At 64.2% G+C, this 25,110-nt stretch carries 20 protein-coding genes; 8 read left to right on the top strand and 12 right to left on the bottom strand.

The window, feature by feature from the left end; genetic code table 11:
* Positions 1 to 18: 18 nt before the first annotated feature.
* The 3 genes from AAFG07_RS21980 to AAFG07_RS21970 form a co-directional block, all read right to left on the bottom strand.
* Positions 19 to 930, bottom strand: coding sequence for a carbohydrate ABC transporter permease (locus AAFG07_RS21980; protein WP_342721996.1), 912 nt, complete (start codon positions 928 to 930; stop codon positions 19 to 21).
* Positions 930 to 1,868, bottom strand: coding sequence for a sugar ABC transporter permease (locus AAFG07_RS21975; RefSeq protein ID WP_342721995.1), 939 nt, complete (start codon positions 1,866 to 1,868; stop codon positions 930 to 932). Before AAFG07_RS21975 ends, AAFG07_RS21980 begins: the two co-directional genes overlap by 1 nt.
* A gap of 116 nt (positions 1,869 to 1,984) precedes the next feature.
* Positions 1,985 to 3,325, bottom strand: a complete 1,341-nt coding sequence (locus tag AAFG07_RS21970) for an extracellular solute-binding protein (protein ID WP_212314438.1) — start codon at positions 3,323 to 3,325, stop codon at positions 1,985 to 1,987.
* 545 nt (positions 3,326 to 3,870) lie between these two features.
* Here AAFG07_RS21970 and AAFG07_RS21965 point away from each other — a divergent pair.
* On the top strand, positions 3,871 to 4,521 hold the full coding sequence (locus tag AAFG07_RS21965; RefSeq protein ID WP_342729212.1) for a Spy/CpxP family protein refolding chaperone: 651 nt from the start codon (positions 3,871 to 3,873) through the stop codon (positions 4,519 to 4,521).
* Between the two features lie 262 nt (positions 4,522 to 4,783).
* Here AAFG07_RS21965 and AAFG07_RS21960 read toward each other — a convergent pair whose 3' ends face one another.
* Genes AAFG07_RS21960 through AAFG07_RS21945 form a run of 4 tightly spaced genes read right to left on the bottom strand, consistent with a single transcriptional unit; the run spans position 4,784 to position 7,814 of the window.
* Positions 4,784 to 5,185 (bottom strand): VOC family protein, encoded by a 402-nt coding sequence (locus tag AAFG07_RS21960; RefSeq protein ID WP_342721994.1) that lies wholly within the window; start codon positions 5,183 to 5,185, stop codon positions 4,784 to 4,786.
* 24 nt (positions 5,186 to 5,209) lie between these two features.
* Complete coding sequence (locus AAFG07_RS21955; RefSeq protein ID WP_342721993.1) at positions 5,210 to 6,112, bottom strand: acyl-CoA dehydrogenase family protein; 903 nt, start codon at positions 6,110 to 6,112, stop codon at positions 5,210 to 5,212.
* A gap of 20 nt (positions 6,113 to 6,132) precedes the next feature.
* Positions 6,133 to 6,396, bottom strand: a complete 264-nt coding sequence (locus tag AAFG07_RS21950) for a hypothetical protein (RefSeq protein ID WP_342721992.1) — start codon at positions 6,394 to 6,396, stop codon at positions 6,133 to 6,135.
* An 11-nt stretch (positions 6,397 to 6,407) separates the two neighbouring features.
* Positions 6,408 to 7,814 (bottom strand): MFS transporter, encoded by a 1,407-nt coding sequence (locus AAFG07_RS21945; protein ID WP_342721991.1) that lies wholly within the window; start codon positions 7,812 to 7,814, stop codon positions 6,408 to 6,410.
* Positions 7,815 to 8,080: 266 nt separating this feature from the next.
* Here AAFG07_RS21945 and AAFG07_RS21940 point away from each other — a divergent pair, with 266 nt between their 5' ends.
* On the top strand, positions 8,081 to 8,332 hold the full coding sequence (locus AAFG07_RS21940) for a PilZ domain-containing protein (RefSeq protein WP_342721990.1): 252 nt from the start codon (positions 8,081 to 8,083) through the stop codon (positions 8,330 to 8,332).
* An 82-nt stretch (positions 8,333 to 8,414) separates the two neighbouring features.
* Positions 8,415 to 9,146 (top strand): adenylate/guanylate cyclase domain-containing protein, encoded by a 732-nt coding sequence (locus AAFG07_RS21935; RefSeq protein WP_342721989.1) that lies wholly within the window; start codon positions 8,415 to 8,417, stop codon positions 9,144 to 9,146.
* 142 nt (positions 9,147 to 9,288) lie between these two features.
* Here the strand turns inward: AAFG07_RS21935 and AAFG07_RS21930 are convergent, their stop codons facing one another.
* A complete protein-coding gene (locus AAFG07_RS21930) occupies positions 9,289 to 11,358 on the bottom strand; it encodes an ATP-dependent helicase (protein WP_342721988.1) in 2,070 nt (689 codons plus the stop codon).
* Positions 11,359 to 11,470: 112 nt separating this feature from the next.
* Between AAFG07_RS21930 and AAFG07_RS21925 the strand changes: the two genes are divergently transcribed.
* On the top strand, positions 11,471 to 11,728 hold the full coding sequence (locus AAFG07_RS21925; RefSeq protein WP_176531322.1) for a hypothetical protein: 258 nt from the start codon (positions 11,471 to 11,473) through the stop codon (positions 11,726 to 11,728).
* 160 nt (positions 11,729 to 11,888) lie between these two features.
* Here AAFG07_RS21925 and AAFG07_RS21920 read toward each other — a convergent pair whose 3' ends face one another.
* The gene (locus AAFG07_RS21920; protein WP_342721987.1) at positions 11,889 to 12,143 is read right to left on the bottom strand and encodes a hypothetical protein; all 255 of its coding nucleotides are present in this window, start codon (positions 12,141 to 12,143) and stop codon (positions 11,889 to 11,891) included.
* A 103-nt stretch (positions 12,144 to 12,246) separates the two neighbouring features.
* On the bottom strand, positions 12,247 to 12,447 hold the full coding sequence (locus AAFG07_RS21915) for a DUF3072 domain-containing protein (RefSeq protein WP_229166414.1): 201 nt from the start codon (positions 12,445 to 12,447) through the stop codon (positions 12,247 to 12,249).
* Positions 12,448 to 12,508: 61 nt separating this feature from the next.
* Between AAFG07_RS21915 and AAFG07_RS21910 the strand changes: the two genes are divergently transcribed.
* Entirely contained in the window at positions 12,509 to 12,829 is a 321-nt protein-coding gene (locus AAFG07_RS21910; RefSeq protein WP_342721986.1) for a hypothetical protein, read from the top strand.
* Positions 12,830 to 13,193: 364 nt separating this feature from the next.
* Here AAFG07_RS21910 and AAFG07_RS21905 read toward each other — a convergent pair whose 3' ends face one another.
* Complete coding sequence (locus tag AAFG07_RS21905; RefSeq protein ID WP_342721985.1) at positions 13,194 to 15,149, bottom strand: PAS domain S-box protein; 1,956 nt, start codon at positions 15,147 to 15,149, stop codon at positions 13,194 to 13,196.
* 391 nt (positions 15,150 to 15,540) lie between these two features.
* Between AAFG07_RS21905 and AAFG07_RS21900 the strand changes: the two genes are divergently transcribed.
* The 3 genes from AAFG07_RS21900 (at position 15,541) to AAFG07_RS21890 (ending at position 24,709) form a co-directional block, all read left to right on the top strand.
* Positions 15,541 to 21,717, top strand: a complete 6,177-nt coding sequence (locus tag AAFG07_RS21900) for a HAMP domain-containing protein (RefSeq protein WP_342729211.1) — start codon at positions 15,541 to 15,543, stop codon at positions 21,715 to 21,717.
* A 16-nt stretch (positions 21,718 to 21,733) separates the two neighbouring features.
* Complete coding sequence (locus AAFG07_RS21895) at positions 21,734 to 23,227, top strand: HWE histidine kinase domain-containing protein (protein WP_342729210.1); 1,494 nt, start codon at positions 21,734 to 21,736, stop codon at positions 23,225 to 23,227.
* Between the two features lie 138 nt (positions 23,228 to 23,365).
* The gene (locus AAFG07_RS21890) at positions 23,366 to 24,709 is read left to right on the top strand and encodes a sorbosone dehydrogenase family protein (RefSeq protein ID WP_342721984.1); all 1,344 of its coding nucleotides are present in this window, start codon (positions 23,366 to 23,368) and stop codon (positions 24,707 to 24,709) included.
* A gap of 120 nt (positions 24,710 to 24,829) precedes the next feature.
* On the opposite strand, the gene AAFG07_RS21885 is transcribed toward AAFG07_RS21890, so the two are convergent.
* Entirely contained in the window at positions 24,830 to 25,087 is a 258-nt protein-coding gene (locus tag AAFG07_RS21885; protein WP_092114459.1) for a hypothetical protein, read from the bottom strand.
* Between the last annotated feature and the right edge of the window lie 23 nt (positions 25,088 to 25,110).

Genomic DNA, 25,110 nt, shown 5'->3' with positions numbered 1-25,110 from the left:
ATCCTACCTTTGTCGCGTTCAACCCTTTGTCGCACCGGCGGTCAGGCCGGCAATGTAGTAGTCCATCAGGAAGGCGTAGATGATCAGCGGCGGCGCGGCGCCGAGCAGGGCGCCGGTCATGATCTGTCCCCAGTTGAAGACGTCACCCTTGATCAGGGTCGTGATGATGCCGACCGGCAGCACCAGCTGATCGGTCGAGGTGGTGAACACCAGGGGATAGAGGAACTGGGCCCAGGAGACGGTGAAGGCAAAGATCGTCGCCGCGATCAGGCCGGGCAGGGCGACCGGGATGAAGATCCGGGTCAGGGTCTGGAACCAGCTCGCGCCGTCGATGATCGCGGCCTCGTCGAGCTCCTTCGGAATCGAGGCGAAATAGCCGATCATGATCCAGGTGCAGAACGGCACCGTCAGCGTCGGATAGATGAACAGCAGCACGTACCAGCGATTGATAAGCTGGATGCCGGTCCAATCGCCGATCACCGCGAACATCTTGAACAGCGGGATGAACAGCAGGCTGTCCGGAATGAGATAGGTCAGGAACACCCCAGTCGCGAGCGTCGCCGAACCCCAGAACTTCATCCGCGCCAGCGCAAACGCCGCCGGCACACTGATCAGCATCGTGATGGTGACGACGATGATCGAGACCCACGCCGAATTCCAGAAGAAGCGCAGGAACTGGTTCGAGGTCAGCAGCTGAATGTAGTTCTCGAGTGTCGGGTGGTACACCCACCACGGATTGGTCGCTGCCGAGATCTCCGCGCTGCCTTTCAGGGACGTGATCAGCATGTAGAGCGGCGGCACCAGCGAGAAGATCGCAAACAGCGTCAAGAAGAAATAGGACCAGCGCAGCGCCCAGGTCCGGTCGCGGCTCATGCTGCCGTATTTGATCTTGCGGGTCGGTCCGGATTTGTCGATCGTCACCGTGCTCATCAGGATTCGTTCCCGCGTTTGGTGATGTCGCGCAGGATGAAGATCGCCGCGACCGCGAGGATCGGCACCATGAACAGCGAGACGCTGGCGCCGAGCGGAATGTCGCTGCCCTCGATACCGACGCGGAACGCCCAGGTGGCGAAGATGTGGGTGTGGTCGAGCGGCCCGCCAGCGGTCAGGATGCGCACGATGTCGAAATTGGCGAAGGTCACGATCAGCGAGAACAGCGTCGTGATCGCGATGATGTTGCGCATCATCGGCAAGGTCACGTACCAGATCCGCTGCCACCAATTGGCGCCGTCGATCGCGGCGGCCTCATAGAGCTGCTCGGGCACCGATTTCAGCGCCGCCAGATACATGATCATGAAGAACGGCGCGCCGTACCAGACGTTGACCAGGATCACCGAGAAACGCGCCCACATGGCGTCGCCGGTCCACGGGATCGGCCCGATGCCGAAGAACGCAAGCGTGTAATTGAAGGCGCTATAGGACGGATCGAACAGCCACAGCCAGGCCAGCGTGCTCATCGCCGGCGGGATCACCCATGGCACCAGCAGCATGCCGCGCCATTTGCGCTGCTTGTTGGCCGGCACGTTGTGCACGAAATGCGCGACGATGAAGCCGATCAGCGCTTTGAAGACCACCGCCGAGATCGCGAAAATGCAGGACTGCTTGACCACCAGCCAGAAGGTCTCGCGCTTGAACAGGAACTCGAAATTGCCAAGGCCGACGAACTTGGTCATCGCCTTGTTCAGCGTCGCCAGATGCAGCGAGTAGATGGCCGGATAGATCACCAGCACTCCGATCAGGAGGATCAACGGCAGCGCCATCAGAAACGCGGACATCGACTTGCGCCGCAGCGCGTTGCTCAGACCGGTGCGCCGTCGCCCTGCCGGGGCTGCGGCTGTACGGTTGGATTGGAATGCGACGTCAACCATAACGCAGGTCCCTCGCGCGGGTTGGTTGCACGGCGCGCCGGTTCGGCGGCCGGGATGTGAAGACGAGACCCCGCGCGGCCGGCACTACGGACGGTCGCGCGAAAGCTCGCTCGTCGTCAGCTTCGCATGAAGCCTTCGCACTCGCCCTCGGCCCAGGCGAGGGTCTTCTCCATGCCTTCACCCTGGAAGTAGCGCAGGCACATCTTGGTCAGGGTGGCCTGGAAGTAGATCTGCTGCGCGACCTTGGGCGGCGCGGGCGAGGCCGCCATCGACAGCGTCTGGTGCTTGAAGGGGTTCGGGTAGTGGAAGAGCGTGCCCTTGGGCGGCCCTACCTCTTCCCAGACCTTCAACGTCGTGAGCTTTTCGTAGGCCGGCAGGTCGTAGCCGCCGCTCGCGACCACCATCTTCTCGATCGATGCCGGTTGCGACAGGTGAGACAGCAGGCTCTTGGCGGCCTCCTTGTTCTTCGAGAACGACCAGATCGACCAGAAGAACGGCAGGTAGGGCGCGAAGCGTCCCTTGGGTCCGGCCGGGAAGCCGTGGGTCCAGCATTGCTCCGCGACTTGCGGGGCATCGCGCTTGGCGACCGCCCATGCGCTCGGCGGGTTCATGATCATCGCGCCCTTGCCCGCGACCAGCCACTTGTTGTTGGAGGCATCGTCCCATGCGGAGACATCGGGCGGCAGGAAGGCGAGCAGCTTCTTGTAGTACTCGAGCGACTGGCGCACCGCATCGGTCTTGACGGTCAGGTTGCCCTTGGCGTCGACCAGCTGCGCTCCGAACGAGTGGAAGATCGCGCCCGCGGTGTCGACACTGTCGCTGGTTTCGCCGAGACCGATGCCGAACGGGAACCCGGCCTTGTGGCAGGCTTCAGCCGCCTTGAGGAACGTATCGAGCGTCCAGTTGTCCGCCTTCGGCGGGCTTCCGGCCGGATACATCTCCTGGACGTCGATATTGGCGTATTTCTTCATCAGGTCGATGCGCGAGCAGGGGCCCTTGATCTGGCTGCCGACGCTGGCGGGAACACCAAGCCATTTGCCGTCGGCCTGGCCGAGATACTTCACCGTGCCGTTGACGTCGCCGTTCAGCTTGAGGAGCGGGTCCATGATGTCATTGACCGGCTCGAGCAGCTCGGCATTGGCCTGTGGCCACCAGGTCGGCATCTGGAAGATATCGTGACCAGATTTCGCCTGCGCTTCGGCGGCGATGGTCACGATGTTCTTGTTGCCCTGGCTGGTGATGTAGTCGAGCTGGACCTCGACCTTTTCCTTGGCGGCCCATTCATTGACGAGCTCGGTGGAGGCACTGTTCGCGCCCGGCACCCAGTGATCCCAGAAGCCCATCGAGAGCTTTCCGGCTGCGTAGGCGCCACGCACGTAGGGGGCTGTAATGAGCGCCGCCGATGACAGCGCTGTCGCTGCAACGAATTCTCGGCGCGAAAGCTTCTTCCGTGACATGGCATTCCCTCCCTGGTAGCCGACGGACAAAAGACTTTTTGAATCCCGTTGTTGTTTTTGTGCGTCGCGTTCGCGCGACGTCGCGGGATTTCATTCACACTGATCAGAACAGAATTGCCGGCTGCTGTCGAGAAACGAGATGCCTATGCCAAGTAGTACTAACGTTGTGGTCAAATCGCAGGCAGTGTCGTCAGCATCACTACAGTTGCCCCGTGGTTTGCCGTGCTTCAGATGATCATGCTGCGATGCACGCGGAGATTGGTACAGCGGTGCTCGTAAACGGTGCGCGCTTGAGCCGCAGGTTTCCGGCCACGCCTGACCGCGCCGTGTTCCGTCATGTTGATGCCCGGCGCGACCGATAGACTTGCCGAAGCCGGAAACGATAAGCTCCGGATTCGTCGAACCAGCCCGCCGCGTCAGTCCTACAATCCACCATCGATCACGGAGACCCGATCATGCTCATCCCGGTAGCGAAGCTGCGAGCGCAATGGAGATTGTGCGCCGCGGTTGGGGCCGCCGCCGTCACGCTGCTTGCAGTGCCTCATATGGTCGATGCGCAGATCGTGCAGGGCGTCGAAAACGGCGCGCGCGAAGGCAACAAGGCCGCCGGCCCGGTCGGCGGCGTTCTGGGTGGCGCGATCGGCGGCGTTGTCGGGGTGGTGACCGGCGTGACCGGGGTGTTGACCGGCAACAACAACGCCGGCAACGGCAAGAACGCACAGGCTCCGGCGTCCGGTGACAAGCAAGGCGCCAAGGCCGCCAAATCGGCCAAGGCCGCCGCCAAGGACAAGGGCGCGAAGCAAGCGCCGACCGTGCTGACCCAGGCCGGCGCACCGCAGCTCACGGCCGAACAGATCGTCGCCAACAGCGACGCCAACATCGAGCGGATCAAGAAGGAGCTCAACCTGACGCCGGAGCAGGAGAAGAATTGGGCCGGCTTCAACAGTGCGATGCATTATCTCGGGCACAATGGCGCCGACCGTCTCAACCTGCGCATTGCACGCGCGCAGCGCGATCCGCCTGATGACATCATCGAGCAGATGCGCAACGAAGCCCAGTTCCTCAATGACCGCGCAGGCGATCAGCGCGGCGTCGCCGACGCCGCCGAGCCGCTCTATGCGAGCCTCGACGACAAGCAGAAACAAATCTTCATCAACGAAATGGTCCGGCTCAGCCACGAACGCGGGCTGGACTAGCGCCATTTCCGGCGGCGAAGTGGGGACGAATAGCCGGGCCACCAGGCCCTGGGGTAGGTTAAAGGCGCAGCACCCGGCTATTCTGCCGCAGCGGCGCGGCCCGGCTAATTCGTCATTCAATGTTGAAGAAAAACGGACCGGATCACGCCCGAGTGATGGCCGAGTCAGGGCCTTGTCGGGAACCGTTTTGCCGACGTGAAAATTTGGCCGGCACATGCGCCGGCCAATTGTTGAGCAGCGGAATAATCCGGCGAAGACAGGTTCAGCTCTTCGGGAAGTTCAACTCCACGCCGACGCCGTCGGGATCGTAGAGGAAGATCTGGGTGTCGCCGGTGCGTGGCACGATCTGCTCACGGAAGCTGACGTTCTTCGCCTGCAGGCGCTTGCGCACGGCGTCGACGTCGGAGGCGGCGAAGGCAATATGATCGAGCCGTCCGGTGTCTTCATATTTCTTCTCGGTGCCGCGCACCACGATGCCGTCGCGCGGTTTGCGAGTGCCCATTAAATGGACAGTGGCCTGACCGCCGGAATAGAGCCAGTAGCCGGGGAAATCGAGCGGCGGACGATCGCCATTCTCGAGCCCGAGCACATCGCAATAGAACGCCTTGGTCTTCTCCAGGTCCTGCGGTTCGATCGTGAAATGCTGTAGTCCACCCAGTGGCATGGTTCTTCTCCCTGAGAAATCGGGTTAAACGAAGCTGAGGTCGGCATCGGCGCCCAGCATCCAGGCGCCGACGGTCTCGAAATGACTGAAGCGGCCCTGCAATTGCTGGGTCACGGTGTGGATGTCGCGGAAGCGCCGCTCCAGCGGATGGCCGTCGAAGATCGCGGTGGCGCCGGCCGTGTTGTAGGCGAAGTCGACGACTTCCCGTGCCTTGTGGATGGCGTGCGTTGCCGCCATCCGGATCGTCATGCGCTGCGCGACCGTAATACTGTGCCCGGCAACCAGATCCTGCCAGATATCCGCCATCGACTGCAGCAAGAAGGCGCGGGCGGCGCGCAGATTGACCTCGGCCTGGGCGAGGCCGGATTGCACCACGGCATTGTCGCGCAGCGTCTTCTTCATGCCGCGCGGCACCTTGTTGCGCGCAACATCGATAAAATTGTCCAGCGCGCTGCGCGCGATGCCGCAGGCGACCCCGGCGAAGCCGACCTGATAGCAGGTGTGGTTGCTCATCCGGTACAGCGGACCATTTTCGCGGCATTCGCGATCGAATTCGCGGGTGATCGAATGGTCCGAGCGGACGAAGAAATCGTTCAGCGCGAACTGGTCGCTGGCGGTGCCGCGCAGCCCGACCGTGTTCCAGATGTCGGTCCATTCGACGTCTTCGGTCCGCACCAGCATGGTGCGCTCGACCCGCTCGCCATTGGCGTCGCGTCGCGGCAAGCTGTCCGCGGTATAGACCGGGCAGTGGGCGCCGAGCCAGGTGGCGTGCCGCCCGCCTGATGCAAACGACCAGACCCCGGTGACGCGGTAGCCGCCTTCGCACTCAACCGCCTTGACCTTGGGGCCGGGTCCCCAGGCCAGTACGGCGTGCGGGTCGGCAAACACCTCCTGCGCGACCGGCAGGTCGAGATAGGCCGCCGACATCGCACAGCCGCCGGCCTGGCTCAGGCACCACGCCGTCGAGGCATCGGCCTTGGCGATGGTCTCGATGACATGGAAGAAGGTGAGGGATCGGTCTCGATCCCCTCGGCCGAGCGCGGCAACAGCAGGCGGAACAGCCGGGCCTCATGCAGCCGGTCGAGCAGATCGGGCGGCAGGCGGCGGGTCGTCTCGATCTCGTCGGACGCGGCCGCAACCGCGTCCCTGACCGCCTCGGCGCGGGCGATCACGTCGCGATCGCCGGCAAGAGCGGCAGAAGTTATGTTCATGTTCGCCTCCCTCAGGCGCGCCGGATCGTTGCGGAGGCCGCGACGTCAGCCGTCGCGTTGAGCTCCTTGTCGATCTGCTCAATCGACTTGCCTCGGGTCTCGAGCCCGAAGAACAGATAGACGGCGCCCGCCATCAGGAACCAGCAGCCGAGATAGACGAAGGCGGTCGGGATCTGGGTCAGCGGCACATCCGGCTTGAGGTAGTTGTTCGAGCCGACGATCAGGGCAAGCCCGACCGGTCCGATGATCTTGCCGATGCCGCCGAAGCCGTAGGCCGATCCCATGCCCGTGGTGCGCAGATGCGACGGCCAGACCTCCGCGGCATAGGGGCCGACGATCGCAAAGCCGCCGTCGGCGAAGAAGAACGCGGCGCCGAGCAGCAGCCAGAACGCCGACATGCCGAACAGCGTCGCGTCGTAGTGATAGCCGGCAATGATGGTCAGCGCGCCGGCGCCGAAGCCGAGCAGGCCGCCGGCGATGCGCCGTCCCAGCAGTTCCGAGAACCAGGAGAACGAGATGCGTCCGAGGAAGCCGGTGATGCTGAGCAGGATCATCATCTTGGCGGCCTCCTGCGGCGAGACCTTCAAGAGCAGCACGAACAGCGCGGGCGCCCACAGCGTGATGCCGTAGACGCCGGTCTGCGCCCCGGCATTGCCGAGCCAGGAGACGATCAGGCTGCGCGGATATTTGAACAGGTCGAACCAGCTTGTCTTGACGATCGGGCCGGCGTCGGCCGCGCTCGGCAATGGCAGCTCCGATGGTGGCACCTGCAGCGCCCAGGCCAGCGACTTGCGGGCTTCGTCATAGCGTCCCTGCCGGCACAGCCAGCGCGGCGACTCCGGAACGCAGAGCCGGACCAGCAGTACCAGGACAGCGGGCAGCACGCCGATCGCAAACAGCAGCCGCCACTGATCGGTGCCCATGATCGCGCCCAGAACCGCGCCGAGCCCGACGCCGAGCGGGATCACGCAGGTGACGAGCCCGCCGACCCAGCCGCGCTTATGCGAGGGCATGAACTCCTGCACCAGCGGCAGGTCGACGCAATAAAGTCCGCCGACGCCGGTGCCGACGAAGAAGCGCAGGATCGCCAGATAGACCCAGCCATTGTCGGGCGTGAAATAGAGCAGGCCGGTCGCGATCGAGAAGTTCAGGACCGTGCCGATGAAGACGATGCGGCGCCCGACCCGGTCGGCGAGCCAGCCCCACAGATAGGCGCCGAGGATGGCACCGATGCCGGAACTCATCAGCACGGTGGCCGATTGGCCAAAGGTGAGTTTCCACGGCCCGATCAGGAACGCGAGCACAAAGCCGATCAGGAAGTAGTCGAAGAACTCCAGCGCATCGCCGATGATGGCCGCCGCAAGGATCTTGATCTGGTTGCCGGTCAGAGTCGTCCGGCGATCGAGAATCTCGAACATGGCGCGTCTCCCCATGGCGCCTGGTCGTTGTTGTTGGAGCGTGCGTCGCGCCAGCGCATCGCCCATAGGGTGAGGCTATCCTCGCGCCGTCGCGAACGGCAAGCCCGCACCGACGCGGGGCTCATCTGCACGGGCGCGATAAGCAATTCGGCTTACTGCTGCGCACAAATCGTGGTGCGAAAGCCTGATGCGGGCCGCGGGAGCCGTTGACTCCTGCAATGCCGATCGCCCACGTTTGCGTGAAGAAAGTTTAGGGGGCAGGCCGGGTGGACGAAAAGCGCAAGCATCCGCGAACCGAGGTCAATGAACCCGGCTATGTCTCGTCGGGCGGTTCGGTCATGCATTGCACGATCGTGAACATGTCGGCGGAAGGGGCGGCCATCGAGGTCGAGAATCCGGCCTTCGTCCCGCACAGATTCCGCCTGGTGATGGCCCGGGACGCCTCGGTTGTCTATGAATGCCAGGTGATCTGGAGCAAGAAGACGCGGATTGGAGTGAGTTTCGTGACGACCGCCTGAGCGCGGCAATCTCGTGGGGACGCCATGACCGACCGAGCCAGGGTGGGGTGGTTTCGTTGCTGGAACAGCAGGTGACACGCCGATGACTCCGGAACCCGCAACGATCTGCCTCGGCTGCTGGCAAAACCTGCATATGCCGATCCCGCTGCGCGGCCCGTTATCGGCGCCGTTCCGCCTGTTCGGTGTCCGGCCGAGCCGTATGAATCCGAACACCTGCACGATCTGCGAGATGGCCTTCTCGAAGATCATGAAGGCACGCGCCGTGACCATCGACGCCACCATCCTGTTCGCCGATTTGCGCGGTTACACCACGTTGACGCAGACCATCGCGCAGGACGGGCTGACATCGCTGCTCGATGCGTTCTACGACGACTGCGCCGCCGCGATCTGGCGCTATGACGGCATTCTCAACAAGACGATCGGCGATGCCGTGTTCGCGATCTTCAATTTTCCGGTGCGGCGGGAGGACCATGCCGTGCAGGCCTTGCTGGCAGCGCGCGACATCCAGCGCCGTTTCCAGGAAAGGCACGACGCCCTGGTGCGGACGATCGGCGCCGGCGATATCGAGCTCGGCATCGGGATCGGGATGGACAGCGGTGACACCAATTTCGGAGAATTTGGGCAGACCCATCGCGACCTGACGGCGGTCGGCACGGTGGTCAATCGCGCGGCACGCGCCCAGGCGATGGCAAAATCCGGCGAGATCCTGGTCACGACGGCCGTGCGCGACCGAACCCGCGACATGATCACCGCGGCCGGTTCCGACTATACGCTGAAGGGCTTCGACCAGCCGGTGACGCTGTTTTCTGCCTGAATTGACGCGGCGCAAAAAAGACGGCTCCAGCGTGCCATTGCGCGCCGAAGCCGTCGGGATGGTCGTTTGCCGATTACGAACGTCGCCTCAACGCCGGACCGGCGGCTTCGTTCCCGCCCGCGTGAAATCCTTTTGAACCGGGTCAGCGCCACATGCCGCGCATCCGGGCGCCGATATCGATCGGCGGTGCGCGGCTGGCGGAGGAGGCCTGCGCGGCCGCGGCGCGCGGCCAGCTGGTCCGCTCGAACGTCGGCAGCAGCCGCTCCGGGATGAAGCGGGTGCGCGAGGCGTACATGTGGCGGTCGCCCTTGGCGGCCTGGCCGTGCACGAAAAAGCGCTGCGGTACCAACAGATGCAGATCGTCCTTGGCGCGAGTCATGGCGACATAGAGCAGGCGGCGCTCCTCCTCGAGCTCAGCCGACGTGCCGGCGCCGAGATCGGAGGGCATGCAGCCGTCGACGACGTTGAGCACGTAGACGGATTTCCATTCCTGCCCCTTGGCGGAGTGGATGGTCGACAGGATCAAATAATCCTCGTCGAGCAGCGGCACACCGGCCTGGTCGCTGGTCGCGTCGGGCGGATCGAGCGTGAGCTCGGTGAGGAAGCGTTCGCGCGACGGATAGCCGGCGGCGATCTGCTCGAGCTGAATGAGGTCGGCGCGGCGGACCTCGCTGTCCTCGTGGATCCGATCGAGATGCGGCTCGTACCAGAGGCGCGCGCGTTCGATGTCGACGGGCCATTCCGAGTAGCGGAGGTTCTCGATCGTCTCGACGAACAGCCGCCAGTCGGCGCCGGCACGGGGTGGGGCGGGCAGCGCCACGAGTGCCGCGATCGGATCGGCGGCCTCAGTCATGCGGTCGAGCACGCGCTGCGCCGAGGCCGGCCCGACGCCGGGCAACAGATGCAGGATGCGAAAGCCGGCAACCCGGTCGCGCGGATTGGCAGTGAAGCGCAGCAGCGCCAGCATGTCCTTGACGTGCGCGGCATCGAGGAATTTGAGGCCGCCGAATTTCACGAAGGGAATGTTGCGGCGGGTCAGCTCGACCTCCAGCGGACCGCTGTGCGAGGAGGTACGGAACAGCACCGCCTGATGCTTCAACAGCGCGCCTTCCTCACGGTTGGCCAGCACCTGCTCGACGATGTAACGGGCTTGATCGGCTTCGTCGCGGATCGTGACGAGCAGCGGCTTGCGGGTCGAGGTCCGGTCGGTCCACAGGTTCTTGGTGAAGCGTTCCTTGGCGAGCGAGATCACGCCATTGGCGGCCGCCAGGATCGGCTGCGTCGAGCGATAGTTGCGGTCGAGCGTGACGATCTCGGCGGCCGGGCTGAACTGCGCCGGGAAGTCGAGGATGTTGCGCACCGTGGCGGCGCGGAACGAGTAGATCGACTGCGCGTCGTCGCCGACGACGGTGAGCCCGCGTCCCGCGGGTTTGAGCGCGAGCAGGATGGAGGACTGCAGGCGGTTGGTGTCCTGATATTCGTCGACCATCACATGGTCGAAGCGGCCGCCGATCTCCTCGGCCAGCGCAGTGTCCGTCACCATCTGCGCCCAGTACAGCAGCAGGTCGTCGTAATCGAGCACGTTCTGCCGCTGCTTGGCTTCGACATAGGCCGCGAACAATTGCTTCAACTCGCTGGCCCAGCCGGAGCACCACGGGAAGAACTGGCCCAGCACGGCCTCGATCGGCATCTCCGCGTTCACGCAGCGCGAATAGATCGCAAGGCATGTGCCTTTGGTGGGAAACCGGCTTTCGGTGCGGGAGAAACCGAGATCGTGGCGGACCAGGTTCATCAGGTCGGCAGAGTCCTCACGGTCATGGATCGTGAAGGCCGGGTCGAGCGCGATGCGTTCGGCGAATTCCCGCAGCAGCCGCGCGCCGATGCCGTGGAACGTGCCGGCCCAATTCAGCGCATCGGTCATGATCGAGGCGCGATCGCCGAGCACGCGCCGCGCGATGCGTTCGACCCGGCCGGCCATCTCGGCGGCTGCGCGTCGCGAAAAGGTCATCAACAGGATGCGCCGCGGATCGGCGCCCGCGACGATCAGATGCGCGACGCGATGGGCGAGCGTATTGGTCTTGCCGGAGCCTGCGCCCGCGATCACCAGCAACGGGGCGCCCACGATACCATCCTTGCCGACCCCGTGCTCGACGGCGCGGCGCTGCTCGGAATTGAGCGCATCGAGATAGGCTGTGTTGGCAAGATCAGGCACGAATCACCCCCACGAAACGCTAACAGACATTGCGATTCCGTGGAGCCGGCGCACCTCCATGGGAGCAGAGAAATTAGATTGACATTAACGCGCCGCGGAGCACAACCGCGCCATGGCTGATGTTTCCAAATCCGACACGCCGCTGAAGGCGACATTCAGAGTGCGGCTGAACGGCGAGACGGTGACGCTCGCGACCGTCGGTCAGGCCTACCGCTTCATCAGCAATCTCAGCGCCGTCGAATGGATGGAGTTCCGCTCGCTGCATGACGACGCGCTGGTCGCGCTGGAGCGCGCGGCGGGTAACGCCATGCTGACGGTGCAGGCAACCTCCGCGCTGCGGATGCTGTTCGTCCGCGCCAAATTGCTTTGAAAAGAAATGGGCCGCCTTGGCCCTCCGCGGCGGCCCGAGAGTGCGGCCGAAGCGCATGGCGCACCCGGCCGTCGCGTGTACCGCCGTTACCTTGTTTGCGGCCATAACGGACGGGCCTTACGAAAGGCGCGCCGATTCGGCTGTAGCGGCAACACCACAATCAGTGGCCGACGTCATCGACGAGGCGGTCGTACACCAGCGCAGAGCGCAGGTTCATCGTTGCGATCCTCAGATAACCGGGTTCGCGCATGGCGTTGTTGAACATCATGATCGCCGTCTTCCAGTACCCGCGCTCGCGCTGATCAATGTTCAATGCTGACAGGTAATCCGCCGCGTCGCCAACGGTTGCGAGGGTTCGCCCGTCTTTCAGCGTGATCGGGAACGCAAGCGGCGACCGCTTCTCCAGCTCCAGCACGAAAGACTCCCCCAAAAGGCAAACAGCAATAACAGAACAGACCTAGCTGCGCCGCTATATCAAAGCCTTAAGGGAGTGTCCGGCCCGGTCCGGGTTGGGCGGTTCAGAAGGAATCCGCCAGTGCGATCTCGGCCCGGAGGGCATCGATGCGCCGTTCGGCTTCCTCCGACGTCAGGTCGCGCGCGTACTGGTTCGGCTGATAGGCCTCCTCGGCCAGGGTCCGCAACCGCAGCGCCTGGGCACGCGACATCAGCCCGCCCAGCCGCTCCGCAACCCCGCCAAATCTCACCGCTGCCATGCTCATCGCTCACCTCGCTTGCCGGATCGTGACTTGACAATATGTTCTATTTTTGTTCTAACAAGCCATGGACAACAAGATCAACGAAATTCGTCGCAAGATCAGCACTTTGCGGGCTGAGATGACCCTGGTCGAGGCGTCGATCCGGGATCAGGTCAACCGCGATCTGGATTGCAGCGAAGCGTCATATCGGCTGATGGCGATGCGCGCCGAAGTGACCGAGCTCATCGGCCGGTGGAAGGCCGCCGGCGGCGGCGAGCGCCTCCCCACGGTGCGGGAGCGGCTAAGCCGAAGCTTTACGGATCGAGCCGTTGCGACCGGCAAGCCGGCTCCCGACAAATCGGACAAGGGCAGGCTCAGGCCGGGCCCGAGCAACGCGAGGGTTTGATCGGTCCGCCCGAGCGGGAGGGCGCGTCACGCGCCGGCTCGAGTCCGAATCTGGTTTCGAGCCGGGAACCCTAGCCACAGGTGGGCATTTTCTTGTGGTGAGAGCCAACACCATAGCATCGCCCAGCGCCATGATCGCCGATCCGACCGCGCCACCGCGGGTATCGATGAATGACGATCGCAGCCCGTTGCTGACGCTGATCTCCTGCATCAGCTGCATCAGGACAATGCGGCTTGAGAGCAGCTCTCCGGGCAGCGAGGGCAGGGACATCCTTCAATATCGCTGCGAGCAGTGCAGTCGCATCGAACGGGTGCAATTGGTGCGGCGAACCTGGCCAGCGGACCGTTAGCCCTCCATTTGAAAATTATGACCGCGCTCTCGCCTTCCTGGGCAGATCTTCATCTGCCGGGAGATCGTCCGACACGCTTACGGAGCGTTGCCCCGTCAGCTTCGAGAGTTCGCGGCTGAGGTCTTGAATGCGGTACGGCTTGCGCAGGACCGGAAAGTCGGACCGCACGTTGCGTGCACTCTCACTGTAGCCCGTTGTCAGCAGGATCGGCAACTCGGGCCTCCTGTCCCGGATCGTGCGCGCGAGCTTCAGCCCATCCATCTTGCCGGGCATCACGATGTCGCTGAACACCACGTCGACCCCGTTGGTCTCGATTTCCGATAAGGCAGCCTCTGCGTTCGAAGCCCAGCGCACGGTGTAGCCGAGCTGTTCGAGCAGGCCCGTGCTCGCATCGGCGACCGCCGGATTGTCCTCGATCAGCAGGACCGTTGCGGAGCCGCGCACGCTGTCGCCCGCGGTCGTACCCTTTGCGGCCTCGGTCCCGCGCGGGAGGTAGATGCTGACCGTGGTGCCCTTGCCAAGCGTGCTTGCAATCTCGATCCGGCCGTCGGCCTGGTGGGCGAAGCCGTGGACCTGGGACAGCCCGAGGCCGGTCCCTTTGCCGACCGACTTGGTGGTGAAGAACGGGTCGAAGACCCTGCTCAGCACATCCTCGGGGATGCCCTCGCCGGTATCGGCTACGCTGACGGCCACCTCGGTGGTTGCGGGTACGCTTCGGGCCGAGACCGTCAGTGTGCCGCCACCAGCCATCGCGTCCCGCCCATTGACGACAAGGTTGATCAGCGCGGTCTCGAATTCGTTCGGGTCGACGAAGATCGGCCAGATATCCGGCTGGATCTCCAAGTTCAGCTTGATCGCGCCGCCGAGCGCGCTGCTCAGCACCTCGCGCACCGCGGTGATCCTGTCGGCGACATCGATGGTCTGTGGGTTGACGCTCTGGCGGCGCGCGAAGGTGAGCAGCTGGCTGGTCAGGGATGCGGCGCGCTCGGATGCGGTTTCGATCGCGCTCAGGGCAAGCTGGCCGCGCTCGCTCGTCACCTCGCGCTTGATCCGGTGCAGATTGCCCGAAATGATCATCAGCAGGTTGTTGAAGTCGTGCGCGACGCCGCCGGTCAATTGGCCCAGCGCATCCATCTTCTGCGATTCCGCCAGCTGTCGCTGCACCAGTTCGAGCTTTTGCTGCGCCTCACGCCGCTCGGAAATGTCCCGCGTGATCTTGGCAAAGCCGACCAGACTGCCGTCGCTGTCGCGGATCGGATCGATCACGACGCTGGCCCAGAAGAACGAGCCGTCCTTGCGGACCCGCCAGCCGTCCTCCTCATAGTGCCCGGTCTCTTCAGCGATCTTGAGCGCGCGGGCCGGCCTGCCCGCGGCCTGGTCGGCAGGCGTGTAGAAGCGCGCGAAGCTCTGGCCGATGATTTCGCGTGGCGAATAGCCCTTGATGCGCTCGCCGCCGGCGTTCCAGTTGGCGACGATGCCGGCCGGCGTCAGCATGTACAGCGCGTAGTCGGTGACGTTGCTCACCAGCAGGCGGAACTGGCTTTCGCTGGCGTCGAGATCCGCGCGCGCCTGTTGGCGCTCGGTCACGTCGCGGGTGACCATCGCATAGCCGATCAGCTTGCGCTTCTCGTAGATCGGATCGATGACGACAGAGGCGTAGAATTGCGTGCCATCCTTGCGGATGCACCAGCCCTCGGCCACGGCGTGCTTTTCCTTCCGCGCCATCTGCAACGCCTTGGTGGGAAGGCCCGATGCACGATCCTCTGCGGGATAGAAGACCGAGAAGTGCTTGCCGAGGATCGCCTTGGCCGGATAGCCGGTGATGCGCTCGGCGCCCTTGTTCCAGTTGATCACCCGTCCATCGGGGGCGAGCGTGCAAATCCCATAGTCAATCGCCCCTCCAGCCAACAGGCGGAAGCTGCGCTCGCTCTCGAAAATGCCCTGCTTGAGCCGGTCTGATTTCTTAACCATCACCAATCCTGCCAACGCCGGGAACGTTCCGGCGAGGCCAATGTTCCAATGCAATCAAATGCGCCGATCAGGCCCAAGCAATACGAACGGCTTACGCTACTGCGCAAAAAGTTCCAATGCGCATTGGAACTTTTGGTTCCATCGACGATTAAGCCCCTCGGTTTGCGTCACAAATCGCGGTTTTGGCGTTTTCCCGCTTGAATAGATCAAGGGCAGTCATTCTTATGGTCACACTGGCCTCTCCGAGTCCCTGGATTCGTGGCCAGCGCGTAGGGGAAATTACATGACCGATCTCGGTTCGCCGCCTCGTCCCCGTGCTGATACACGCCGCACCCAATCATCGAACGGAAGCCTCGATTCCTCGCACGATCTGCTGCAATCGCTGCAGGCGATGCGCGGCGGCGATTTCTCGGTTCGGATGCGTGGCGACTATCTCGGTATCGACGGCAAGATCGCCGACGCCTTCAACGAAATCGCAGCCGCCAACGAGCGCATGGCGCAGCAATTGGCGCGCGTCGGACAGGTCGTCGGCCGTGAGGGACAGACCCGCCAGCGCGTCAATTTCGGCCTCGCCAGCGGCGCCTGGGCCGACATGGAAAGCTCGGTCAACACCCTGATCGACGATTTGCTGTGGCCGACCCGCGAGGTCACCCGCGCGGTCGCCGCGGTGGCGCAGGGCGACCTGCTGCAGACCGTGCAGCTCGACGTCGAGGGCAGGCCGCTGCGCGGCGAATTCCTGCAGTCGGCGAACATCGTCAACACGATGATCAAGCAGCTCTCGGTGTTTACCTCCGAGGTTACGCGCGTGGCGCGTGAAGTCGGCACCGAGGGCAAGCTCGGCGGCCAAGCCCAGGTGCCGGAAGTGACCGGCGTCTGGAAGGACCTGACCGAGAGCGTCAACTCGATGGCCAACAACCTGACCGGCCAGGTCCGCAACATCGCCGAGGTGACGATCGCAGTCGCCAACGGCGACTTGTCCAAGAAGATCACGGTCGACGTGCGCGGCGAGATCCTGCAGCTGAAGGAAGCCATCAACACGATGGTCGATCAGCTGCGTTCGTTCGCCTCGGAAGTGACGCGCGTGGCGCGCGAGGTCGGCACCGATGGCAAGCTCGGCGGCCAGGCGATCGTGCCCGGCGTTGCCGGCACCTGGAAGGACCTGACCGACTCGGTGAACGCGATGTGCGGCAACCTGACCGCCCAGGTCCGCAACATCGCCAACGTGACCACCGCCGTGGCGCGCGGCGACCTGTCGCGCAAGATCACGGTCGACGTCAGCGGCGAGATCCTCGAGCTGAAGGACACCATCAACACGATGGTGGACCAGCTCAATTCGTTCGCCTCGGAAGTGACGCGCGTGGCGCGCGAAGTCGGCACCGAAGGCAAGCTCGGCGGCCAGGCCCAGGTGCCCGGCGTCGCCGGCACCTGGAAGGACCTGACCGACAACGTCAACTTCATGGCGTCGAACCTGACCGCGCAGGTCCGCAACATCGCCGACGTCGCGACCGCGATCGCAGGCGGCGACCTGTCGAAGAAGATCACGGTGAACGTGTCGGGCGAGATCCTTCAGCTGAAGGAAACGCTCAACACGATGGTCGACCAGCTCAACGCGTTTGCGTCGGAAGTGACGCGCGTGGCGCGCGAGGTCGGCACCGAGGGCAAGCTCGGCGGCCAGGCCAACGTGCTCGGCGTCGCCGGTACCTGGAAGGATTTGACCGACAACGTCAACTTCATGGCGTCGAACCTGACCGCGCAGGTCCGCAATATCGCAGGCGTCACCACCGCGGTCGCCAACGGAGACCTGTCGAAGAAGATCACGGTCGACGTGCGCGGTGAAATCCTCGAGCTGAAGGACACCATCAACACGATGGTGGACCAGCTCAACGCCTTCGCCGGCGAGGTGACGCGCGTGGCGCGCGAGGTCGGCACCGAAGGCAAGCTCGGCGGCCAGGCCGAGGTGCGCGGCGTCGCAGGCACCTGGAAGGATTTGACCGACAGCGTCAACTCGATGGCCTCGAACCTGACCGCCCAGGTCCGCAACATCGCCGAGGTCGCGACCGCGGTGGCGAAGGGCGACCTGTCGAAGAAGATCACCGTGAACGTGTCGGGCGAAATCCTTCAGCTGAAGGAAACGCTCAACACGATGGTCGACCAGCTCAACGCCTTCGCCGGCGAAGTCACGCGCGTCGCGCGCGAGGTCGGCACCGACGGCAAGCTCGGCGGCCAGGCCGAGGTGCCCGGCGTCGCCGGCACCTGGAAGGATTTGACCGACAGCGTCAACTCGATGGCCGGCAACCTGACGGCGCAGGTTCGTAACATCGCCGAGGTCGCGACCGCGATCGCCGGCGGCGACCTGTCGCGCAAGATCACGGTCGACGTGCGTGGCGAGATCCTTCAGCTGAAGGAAACGCTGAATACGATGGTCGACCAGCTCAACCGCTTCGCGGGCGAGGTGACGCGCGTGGCGCGCGAGGTCGGCACCGACGGCAGCCTCGGCGGCCAGGCCAACGTGCCCGGCGTCGCCGGCACCTGGAAGGACCTCACCGACAGCGTCAACTCGATGGCCGGCAACCTCACGGCGCAGGTCCGCAACATCGCCGAAGTGACGACGGCCGTGGCGCGCGGCGACCTGTCGCGCAAGATCACGGTCGACGTGAAGGGCGAAATCCTCGAGCTGAAGAACACCATCAACACGATGGTCGACCAGCTCAACGGCTTCGCTGGTGAAGTCACGCGCGTGGCGCGCGAGGTTGGCACCGAGGGCAAGCTCGGCGGCCAGGCCGAAGTGCCCGGCGTCGCCGGCACCTGGAAGGACCTCACCGACAACGTCAACTTCATGGCGTCGAATCTCACGGCGCAGGTCCGCAACATCGCCGAGGTCGCGACCGCGATCGCTGGCGGCGATCTGTCGAAGAAGATCACGGTGGATGTCCGCGGCGAGATCCTGCTGCTCAAGGACACCTTGAACACGATGGTCGAGCAGCTGCGCTCGTTCGCCGCCGAAGTGACGCGCGTGGCGCGCGAGGTCGGCACCGAGGGGCGGCTGGGCGGCCAGGCCGTGGTGCCCGGCGTCGGCGGCACCTGGAAGGACCTCACCGACAACGTCAACCTCCTGGCCGCGAACCTGACCACGCAGGTCCGCAACATCGCGGAAGTGACGACCGCCGTCGCGCGCGGCGACCTGTCGCGCAAGATCACGGTCGACGTGAAGGGCGAAATCCTCGAGCTGAAGAACACCATCAACACGATGGTGGACCAGCTCAACGCCTTCGCCGGCGAGGTGACGCGCGTCGCGCGCGAGGTCGGCACCGAGGGCAAGCTGGGCGGTCAGGCCGAGGTGCGCGGCGTTGCCGGTACCTGGAAGGATTTGACCGACACCGTCAACGTCATGGCGGCGAACCTGACCGAGCAGGTGCGCGGCATCGTCAAGGTGGTGACCGCGGTCGCCAATGGCGACCTGAAGCAGAACCTGACGGTGAAGTCGAAGGGCGAGGTGGCCGCGCTCGCCGACACCATCAACAACATGACCGAGACGCTTGCGACCTTCGCCGAACAGGTGACCAGCGTGGCGCGCGAGGTCGGCGTCGAGGGCCGGCTCGGCGGTCAGGCCAACGTGCCCGGCACCGAAGGCACCTGGAAGGATCTGACCGGCAACGTCAACCTGCTGGCAGCCAACCTGACCTCCCAGGTGCGCGCGATCGCGGAAGTGGCGACCGCCGTGACCAAGGGCGACCTGACGCGCTCGATCCAGGTCGACGTGCGCGGCGAAGTCGCGGAGCTGAAGGACAACATCAACACGATGATTGGCAACCTCCGTCTCACCACGGAGCGCAACACCGAGCAGGACTGGCTGAAGACCAATCTGGCGCGCTTCACCAACATGCTGCAGGGCCAGCGCGATCTTGCGACCGTCGGCCGCCTGCTGCTGACCGAGCTGGCGCCGCTGATCAACGCGCATATGGGCGTGATCTACCAGGTCGACAATCCCGAGAATGCGCAGCTGCGCTTGCTGTCGGCCTATGCCAGCGACAGCAGCAATCCGCATCCGCAAATCGTCCAGTTCGGCGAAGGACTGATCGGCCAGTGCGCACTCGACAAGCGCCAGCGCCTCGTCTCGGACATTCCCGGCGATGCGGTGCCGATCAATTCGGCGCTGATGCGGATCATGCCGAAGAATCTCGTTGTCTTCCCAGTGCAGTTCGAGAACCAGGTCAAGGCGGTGATCGAGCTGTCCTCGATCTCGTCGTTCACGACATCGCAGATCACCTTCCTCGAACAGCTGACCGACAGCATCGGCATCGTGCTCAACAGCATCGAGGCGACGATGCAGACCGAGGCGCTGCTCAAGCAGTCGCAGCAGCTCGCCGGCGAATTGCAGACCCAGCAGAAGGAGTTGCAGCAGACCAACGACCAGCTCGAGCAGAAGGCCCAGCAGCTTGCCGAGCGCAACGTCGACGTCGAACGCAAGAACCAGGAGATCGAGCAGGCCCGCCGCGCGCTGGAGGAGAAGGCGACCGAGCTGTCGCTGACCTCGAAGTACAAGTCCGAATTCCTCGCCAACATGTCGCACGAGCTGCGCACGCCGCTGAACTCGATCCTGATCCTGGGCCAGCAGCTCACCGAGAATCCGGACGGCAATCTGACCGGCAAGCAGGTCGAGTTCGCCCGCACCATTCATGGCGCCGGCACCGACCTCCTGAACCTGATCAGCGACATCCTCGATCTGTCCAAGATCGAGTCCGGCACGGTGACGGTCGATGCCGAGGAAATCCTCACCTCGAGCCTGCTCGAGACCGTCGGGCGGCCGTTCCGGCACGAGGCGGAGAACCGGCATCTCTCCTTCAGCATCGATGTCGACGCCAACCTTGCGCGCAGCATGGTGACCGACTCCAAGCGGCTGCAGCAGGTGCTGAAGAACCTGTTGTCGAATGCGTTCAAGTTCACGGCAGACGGCGGCGTCAGCCTGACCGTGTCGGCCGCACTCGGCGGCTGGAGCGCCGAGCATCCGATCCTGAACGCGGCGCCCGCCGTCGTCGCATTCGAAGTGTCGGATACCGGCATCGGCATTCCCCAAGACAAGCAGAAGCTGATCTTCGAGGCGTTTCAGCAGGCCGATGCCGGCACCAGCCGCAAATATGGCGGCACGGGCCTTGGCCTTGCCATCAGCCGCGAGCTGGCCGGCCTGCTTGGCGGCGAGATTCATCTGCGAAGCGCGCCGGGCAAAGGCTCGACCTTTGTGCTCTATCTGCCGCTGAAATATGCCGGACCGTCGGTGGCCCTGCGCCCGCAGGCGCTGGCGATGCCGCACACGGCGGCGCCGGCGCTGCAGTCGTCGGGCGCACAGGAGCGCGTGATCGAGCAGTTGGCGGACGACCGGCTCGATCTCGAGCCGGGCGACACGATCCTCTTGATCGTCGAGGACGACCCGCATTACGCGCGGGTGCTGATCGATCTGGCGCGCGACAAGGGCTTCAAGGTGCTGGTCGCAAGCCGCGGCGCCGAGGCGCTGGATCTCGCCAAGCAGTTCCAGCCGAGCGCGGTTTCGCTCGACGTCTTTCTGCCCGACATGCTGGGCTGGACGGTGCTGAGCCAGCTCAAGCACAATCCGCTCACTCGTCACATTCCGGTCCAGATCATTACACTCGACGAGGACCGGCAACATGCGCTGGCGCGCGGCGCCTTCTCCTTCGTCAACAAACCGACCACGACCGAGGGCGTCAGCGCGGCGCTATCGCAGATCAAGGAATACGCCAGACCGCGTCGCAAGCGTCTGCTGATTGTGGAGGACAATGCGGCGGAGCAGCTCAGCATCACCGAGTTGCTCGGCCACGAGGATATCGAGATCGTGACCAGCGGAACCGGGGCAGGGGCGCTCGCAACGTTGCGCGAGCATCCGTGCGACTGTGTGGTGCTCGATCTGCGCCTGCCCGACATGAGCGGCTTCGAGGTGCTGGATCATATCCGCAAGGACGAGACGCTCGCCAATATTCCCGTTGTCGTGTTTACGGGGCGGGAACTTTCGGCCGAAGAGGACGCGGAACTGCACACGATGGCGCGCAGCATCGTCGTCAAGGGTGTGGAGTCGCCGGAACGTCTGCTCGACGAAACGTCACTGTTCCTGCACCGTGTGATCACGGAATTGCCTGTCGAAAAACAGAGGATGCTGGAGAAGCTCAATAGTTCCGATGAGGATCTTATTGGCAAGACCGCGCTCCTGGTCGACGACGACGCCCGCAACATCTTCGCGCTGTCGAGTGTGCTGGAGCGGCGAGGTATGAAGGTGTTGACTGCGACAACCGGTCACGAGGCGATTTCGCTGGTCGAGTCCAATCCGAAGATCGCGATCGTGCTGATGGACATCATGATGCCGCAGATGGACGGTTACCAGACCATCGGCGCCATCCGGCAAAATCCCGCCTTTGCGCGGCTGCCGATCATCGCGCTGACCGCGAAGGCGATGAAAGGTGACCGGGAGAAATGCCTGGAAGCAGGCGCATCCGATTATCTGGCGAAACCCGTGAACACCGAGCAACTGCTGCTGGCGATCCGCATGTGGCTGCACCGCTGATCGGCGATCGAACATGATGGACCATGAAAAGGTGAACATCCTTCTGGTCGATGACCAACCGGCCAAGCTGCTGGCCTATGAGGTGATCCTGAAGGAGCTCGGCGAAACGCTGGTGGCCGCTTCGTCGGGCCGCGAGGCGCTGGAGTTCCTGCTCAAGAATGAAGTCGCGGTCATCCTGGTCGACGTCTGCATGCCCGAGCTCGACGGCTTCGAACTCGCCGCGATGATCCGCGAGCATCCGCGCTTTCAAAAGACCGCGATGATCTTCATCTCGGCAATCCAGGTCAGCGACATCGACCGGCTGCGCGGCTACGAAATGGGCGCGGTCGATTACGTGCCGGTGCCGGTTGTGCCGGAAGTGCTTCGCGCAAAAATCCGCGTGTTTGCCGAGCTCTATCGCAAGACACGGCAGCTTGAACGCCTCAATGCCGAGCTTGAGGACCGGGTGCGCGCGCGCACCGCCGAGCTCGAGCAGTCGACCACCCGTCTGGTCGAGAGCGAGGCGCGCCGCAGCATGGCGATTGCCGCGGGCAAGATGGGCTCGTGGGACTGGGATTGGGTCAACGGCGACTGGATGTGGGACGAGGGGCAATACAAGATCTTCGGCGTCGATCCGAAATCCTTCGCACTGACCTCCGATAATATCCGGGCGCTGTTTCATCCCGACGATGTCGAACAACTCCGGCAGGGCTGGACCGGCTTCGGCAACGGCCACACCTCCTATGAGGCCGAATTCCGCGTCGTGCGGCCGGACGGCGAGATCCGCTGGTGCGTCGGCACGGCTGCGGCGACCAGCGACAGGAGCGGCAGGGTGGTGCGGGTCAGCGGCGTCACTGTCGACATCACCGATCGCAAGAAGGCCGAGGAACGGCAGAGCCTATTGACCCGCGAGGTCGACCATCGCGCCAAGAACGCGCTCGCGCTGGCGCAGTCGATCGTGCGCCTGACGCGCGCGCAGAACGTGACCGCCTATGTGCGGGCGGTCGAGGGCCGCATCACGGCGCTGGCGCGCGTTCACACCGTGCTGTCGCTGTCGAGCTGGCAGGGCGCCGAAATCCGGCGGCTGGTGACCGAGGAGATCGCGCCTTATTCCGAGGCCGGGCAGATCCGGATCGCCGGCGGAGAGGTGCAGTTGCAGCCCGCGACCGCGCAGACGCTGGCACTGGCGCTGCACGAGCTCGTCACCAACTCCGCCAAATATGGCAGCCTGTCGGTGTTGCCGGGCCGGCTCGCGATCACCTGGGAAGTGGCGGACGACACGCTGATCCTGGCCTGGGTGGAATCCGGCGGGCCTCCGGTGACCAAGCCGAAGCAGAAAGGCTTCGGCACACGAAGTGTCATCGCCAGCATCGAGACCCAGCTCGGCGGAAGAGCCGATTTCGATTGGCGCGCCGAGGGCCTGATCTGCCGGCTCACGGTTCCCCTCAAGCCGCTTGTTGGAGACACGCCGGCGTTCCGCGAACCGACGACGGCCGAGCGCAAGCCAATGGTCCGTTCCAGGGCCGTGTAGTGCATCCTGTGGAGCGCTCGCCTGTTGATGCGACGGCGCTTCCCAACGGCCATTGGTACAGACGACATTGTGAACGCATCCTGCGCGCGAACTGCGCTATGAGCTGCGCGTCTGACAGGGACCTCGCGCGAGGAGCAAATGCGTAAGACCAATCTTGCCGGCGTGAGTATTTCCGTCGTCATCCTCGCAGCGACCAGCATCGCGCGGTCGGGCGCTGAACCTGTGCTGAAAGGCGCGGAGGCCTTCGGCGACTGGCAGCGCGACAGACCGGGCACGGTGCGTCTGATCACGCCGCAGGACTTGCCCAAGCCGGGCGCAACGGCCTCCAGCAGCAATTCGTCCCGCGTCGTGTCGCGCCCCGCATCGGCGGTGCCGCAGGTGCCGGCGGGGTTCAAGGTCGAGTTGTTTGCGAGCGGGCTGAGCGGTCCGCGCATTATCCGGACCGCGCCCAACGGCGATATCTTCGTCGTGGAAACCGGCTCCGGCCGCATCCGTGTCCTGCGCAGCGCCGACGGCGCCACCAAGCCGGCGACCAATGAGGTCTACGCAACCGGACTGAACCGGCCATTCGGCATCGCGTTCTTTCCAAACGGCAACAATCCGCAATGGCTCTACGTCGCCAACACCGACAGCGTCGTGCGCTTTGCCTACCGCAACGGCGATCTCAGGGCGTCGGGAAAGCCTGAGAGCGTTGTCGCAAACCTTCCTCACGGCTACAGCCATTCCACGCGTGACATCGTGTTCACGCCGGACGACAAGCGCATGCTGGTGTCGGTCGGCTCCGCCGGCAACGCAGGCGAGGGCCTTGGCCGGCCGCCGGAAGGTATCGAAAGCTGGAGCCGCGATCACGCGCTTGGCGCGGCCTGGGGATCGGAAACCGACCGTGCGGCTGTGCTGGCCTTCGATCCCGACGGCAAGAACCAGAAACTGTTCGCCACCGGTATCCGCAACTGCGTCGGACTTGCGATCCAGCCTGGAAGCGGCACGCCCTGGTGTTCGACCAACGAGCGCGACGGCCGCGGCGACAACCTCGTGCCCGACTATGTGACGCGTATCCGCGAGGGCGCGTTCTACGGCTGGCCCTGGTACTATATCGGCGCCAACGAAGACCCCGCGCATACGGGCGCGCGGCCCGACCTCAAGGACAAGGTGACTGTTCCCGACGTGTTGTTGCAGGCGCACTCGGCCTCACTCGGCCTGGCGTTCTACACCGGCAGCAGTTTCCCGGCCGAATATCGCGGCGATGCGTTTGCGGCCGAACACGGCTCGTGGAATCGCGCGAAGCGCACCGGCTACAAGGTCATTCGCATCAGGCTGAAGGACGGCCTGCCGACCGGCGAGTACGAGGATTTCGTCACCGGCTTTGTCATCGGCGACAATGAGGTCTGGGGCCGTCCGGTGGGTGTCACCGTGGCGCGGGACGGCGCGCTGCTGGTCTCCGAAGACGGCAACGGCACGATCTGGCGCGTCAGCCACGACTAGAGCGTTTTCGAGCGAAGTGGACACCGGTTCGCGTGAAGAAAACGCGTCAAAACAAGAATCTAGAGCTTCGGTTCTGATTCAATCAGAACCGAAATGCTCCAGCCGTTCGGTCGACGGCCGCTACCCCAGTCCATCCTTGAGGCCGTATTCCTCATAGATGGTCAGGGGATCGGTATCGGGAAACAACCGGCACTTGGCTTGTGCAAGATGCAGGGTGACGGCTCCGGCCTCACATCTCGCAGTCAGGAGTTTCCGGACGTCCTCCATATGCGCGCGCGGCTGATGCTTCGACGGCAACTGCTCGAGCGCGACCAGCGCGGTGGCCAGAGCTTCAGTGACCACCCAATCGTCGTGTCCGGTAATTCCCTTTCGCGGCATCACCACACCCTCCGTCGCACCGG

The sequence above is a fragment of the Bradyrhizobium sp. B097 genome, assembly GCF_038957035.1.
In the GTDB taxonomy this organism is placed as follows: domain Bacteria; phylum Pseudomonadota; class Alphaproteobacteria; order Rhizobiales; family Xanthobacteraceae; genus Bradyrhizobium.
Note: the sequence above shows the minus strand (reverse complement) of the source record. Positions and strands in the feature narration are given on the sequence as shown.

Bases quoted from the DNA above. Each gene is read 5' to 3' on its own strand.
- AAFG07_RS21980 (WP_342721996.1), bottom strand. From the start codon at position 930: ATGAGCACGGTGACGATCGACAAATCCGGACCGACCCGCAAGATCAAA.
- AAFG07_RS21975 (WP_342721995.1), bottom strand. From the start codon at position 1,868: ATGGTTGACGTCGCATTCCAATCCAACCGTACAGCCGCAGCCCCGGCA.
- AAFG07_RS21970 (WP_212314438.1), bottom strand. From the start codon at position 3,325: ATGTCACGGAAGAAGCTTTCGCGCCGAGAATTCGTTGCAGCGACAGCG.
- AAFG07_RS21965 (WP_342729212.1), top strand. From the start codon at position 3,871: ATGGTCGATGCGCAGATCGTGCAGGGCGTCGAAAACGGCGCGCGCGAA.
- AAFG07_RS21960 (WP_342721994.1), bottom strand. From the start codon at position 5,185: ATGCCACTGGGTGGACTACAGCATTTCACGATCGAACCGCAGGACCTG.
- AAFG07_RS21955 (WP_342721993.1), bottom strand. From the start codon at position 6,112: ATGTCGGCGGCCTATCTCGACCTGCCGGTCGCGCAGGAGGTGTTTGCC.
- AAFG07_RS21950 (WP_342721992.1), bottom strand. From the start codon at position 6,396: ATGAACATAACTTCTGCCGCTCTTGCCGGCGATCGCGACGTGATCGCC.
- AAFG07_RS21945 (WP_342721991.1), bottom strand. From the start codon at position 7,814: ATGTTCGAGATTCTCGATCGCCGGACGACTCTGACCGGCAACCAGATC.
- AAFG07_RS21935 (WP_342721989.1), top strand. From the start codon at position 8,415: ATGACTCCGGAACCCGCAACGATCTGCCTCGGCTGCTGGCAAAACCTG.
- AAFG07_RS21925 (WP_176531322.1), top strand. From the start codon at position 11,471: ATGGCTGATGTTTCCAAATCCGACACGCCGCTGAAGGCGACATTCAGA.
- AAFG07_RS21915 (WP_229166414.1), bottom strand. From the start codon at position 12,447: ATGAGCATGGCAGCGGTGAGATTTGGCGGGGTTGCGGAGCGGCTGGGC.
- AAFG07_RS21910 (WP_342721986.1), top strand. From the start codon at position 12,509: ATGGACAACAAGATCAACGAAATTCGTCGCAAGATCAGCACTTTGCGG.
- AAFG07_RS21905 (WP_342721985.1), bottom strand. From the start codon at position 15,149: ATGGTTAAGAAATCAGACCGGCTCAAGCAGGGCATTTTCGAGAGCGAG.
- AAFG07_RS21900 (WP_342729211.1), top strand. From the start codon at position 15,541: ATGCGCGGCGGCGATTTCTCGGTTCGGATGCGTGGCGACTATCTCGGT.
- AAFG07_RS21895 (WP_342729210.1), top strand. From the start codon at position 21,734: ATGGACCATGAAAAGGTGAACATCCTTCTGGTCGATGACCAACCGGCC.
- AAFG07_RS21890 (WP_342721984.1), top strand. From the start codon at position 23,366: ATGCGTAAGACCAATCTTGCCGGCGTGAGTATTTCCGTCGTCATCCTC.
- AAFG07_RS21885 (WP_092114459.1), bottom strand. From the start codon at position 25,087: ATGCCGCGAAAGGGAATTACCGGACACGACGATTGGGTGGTCACTGAA.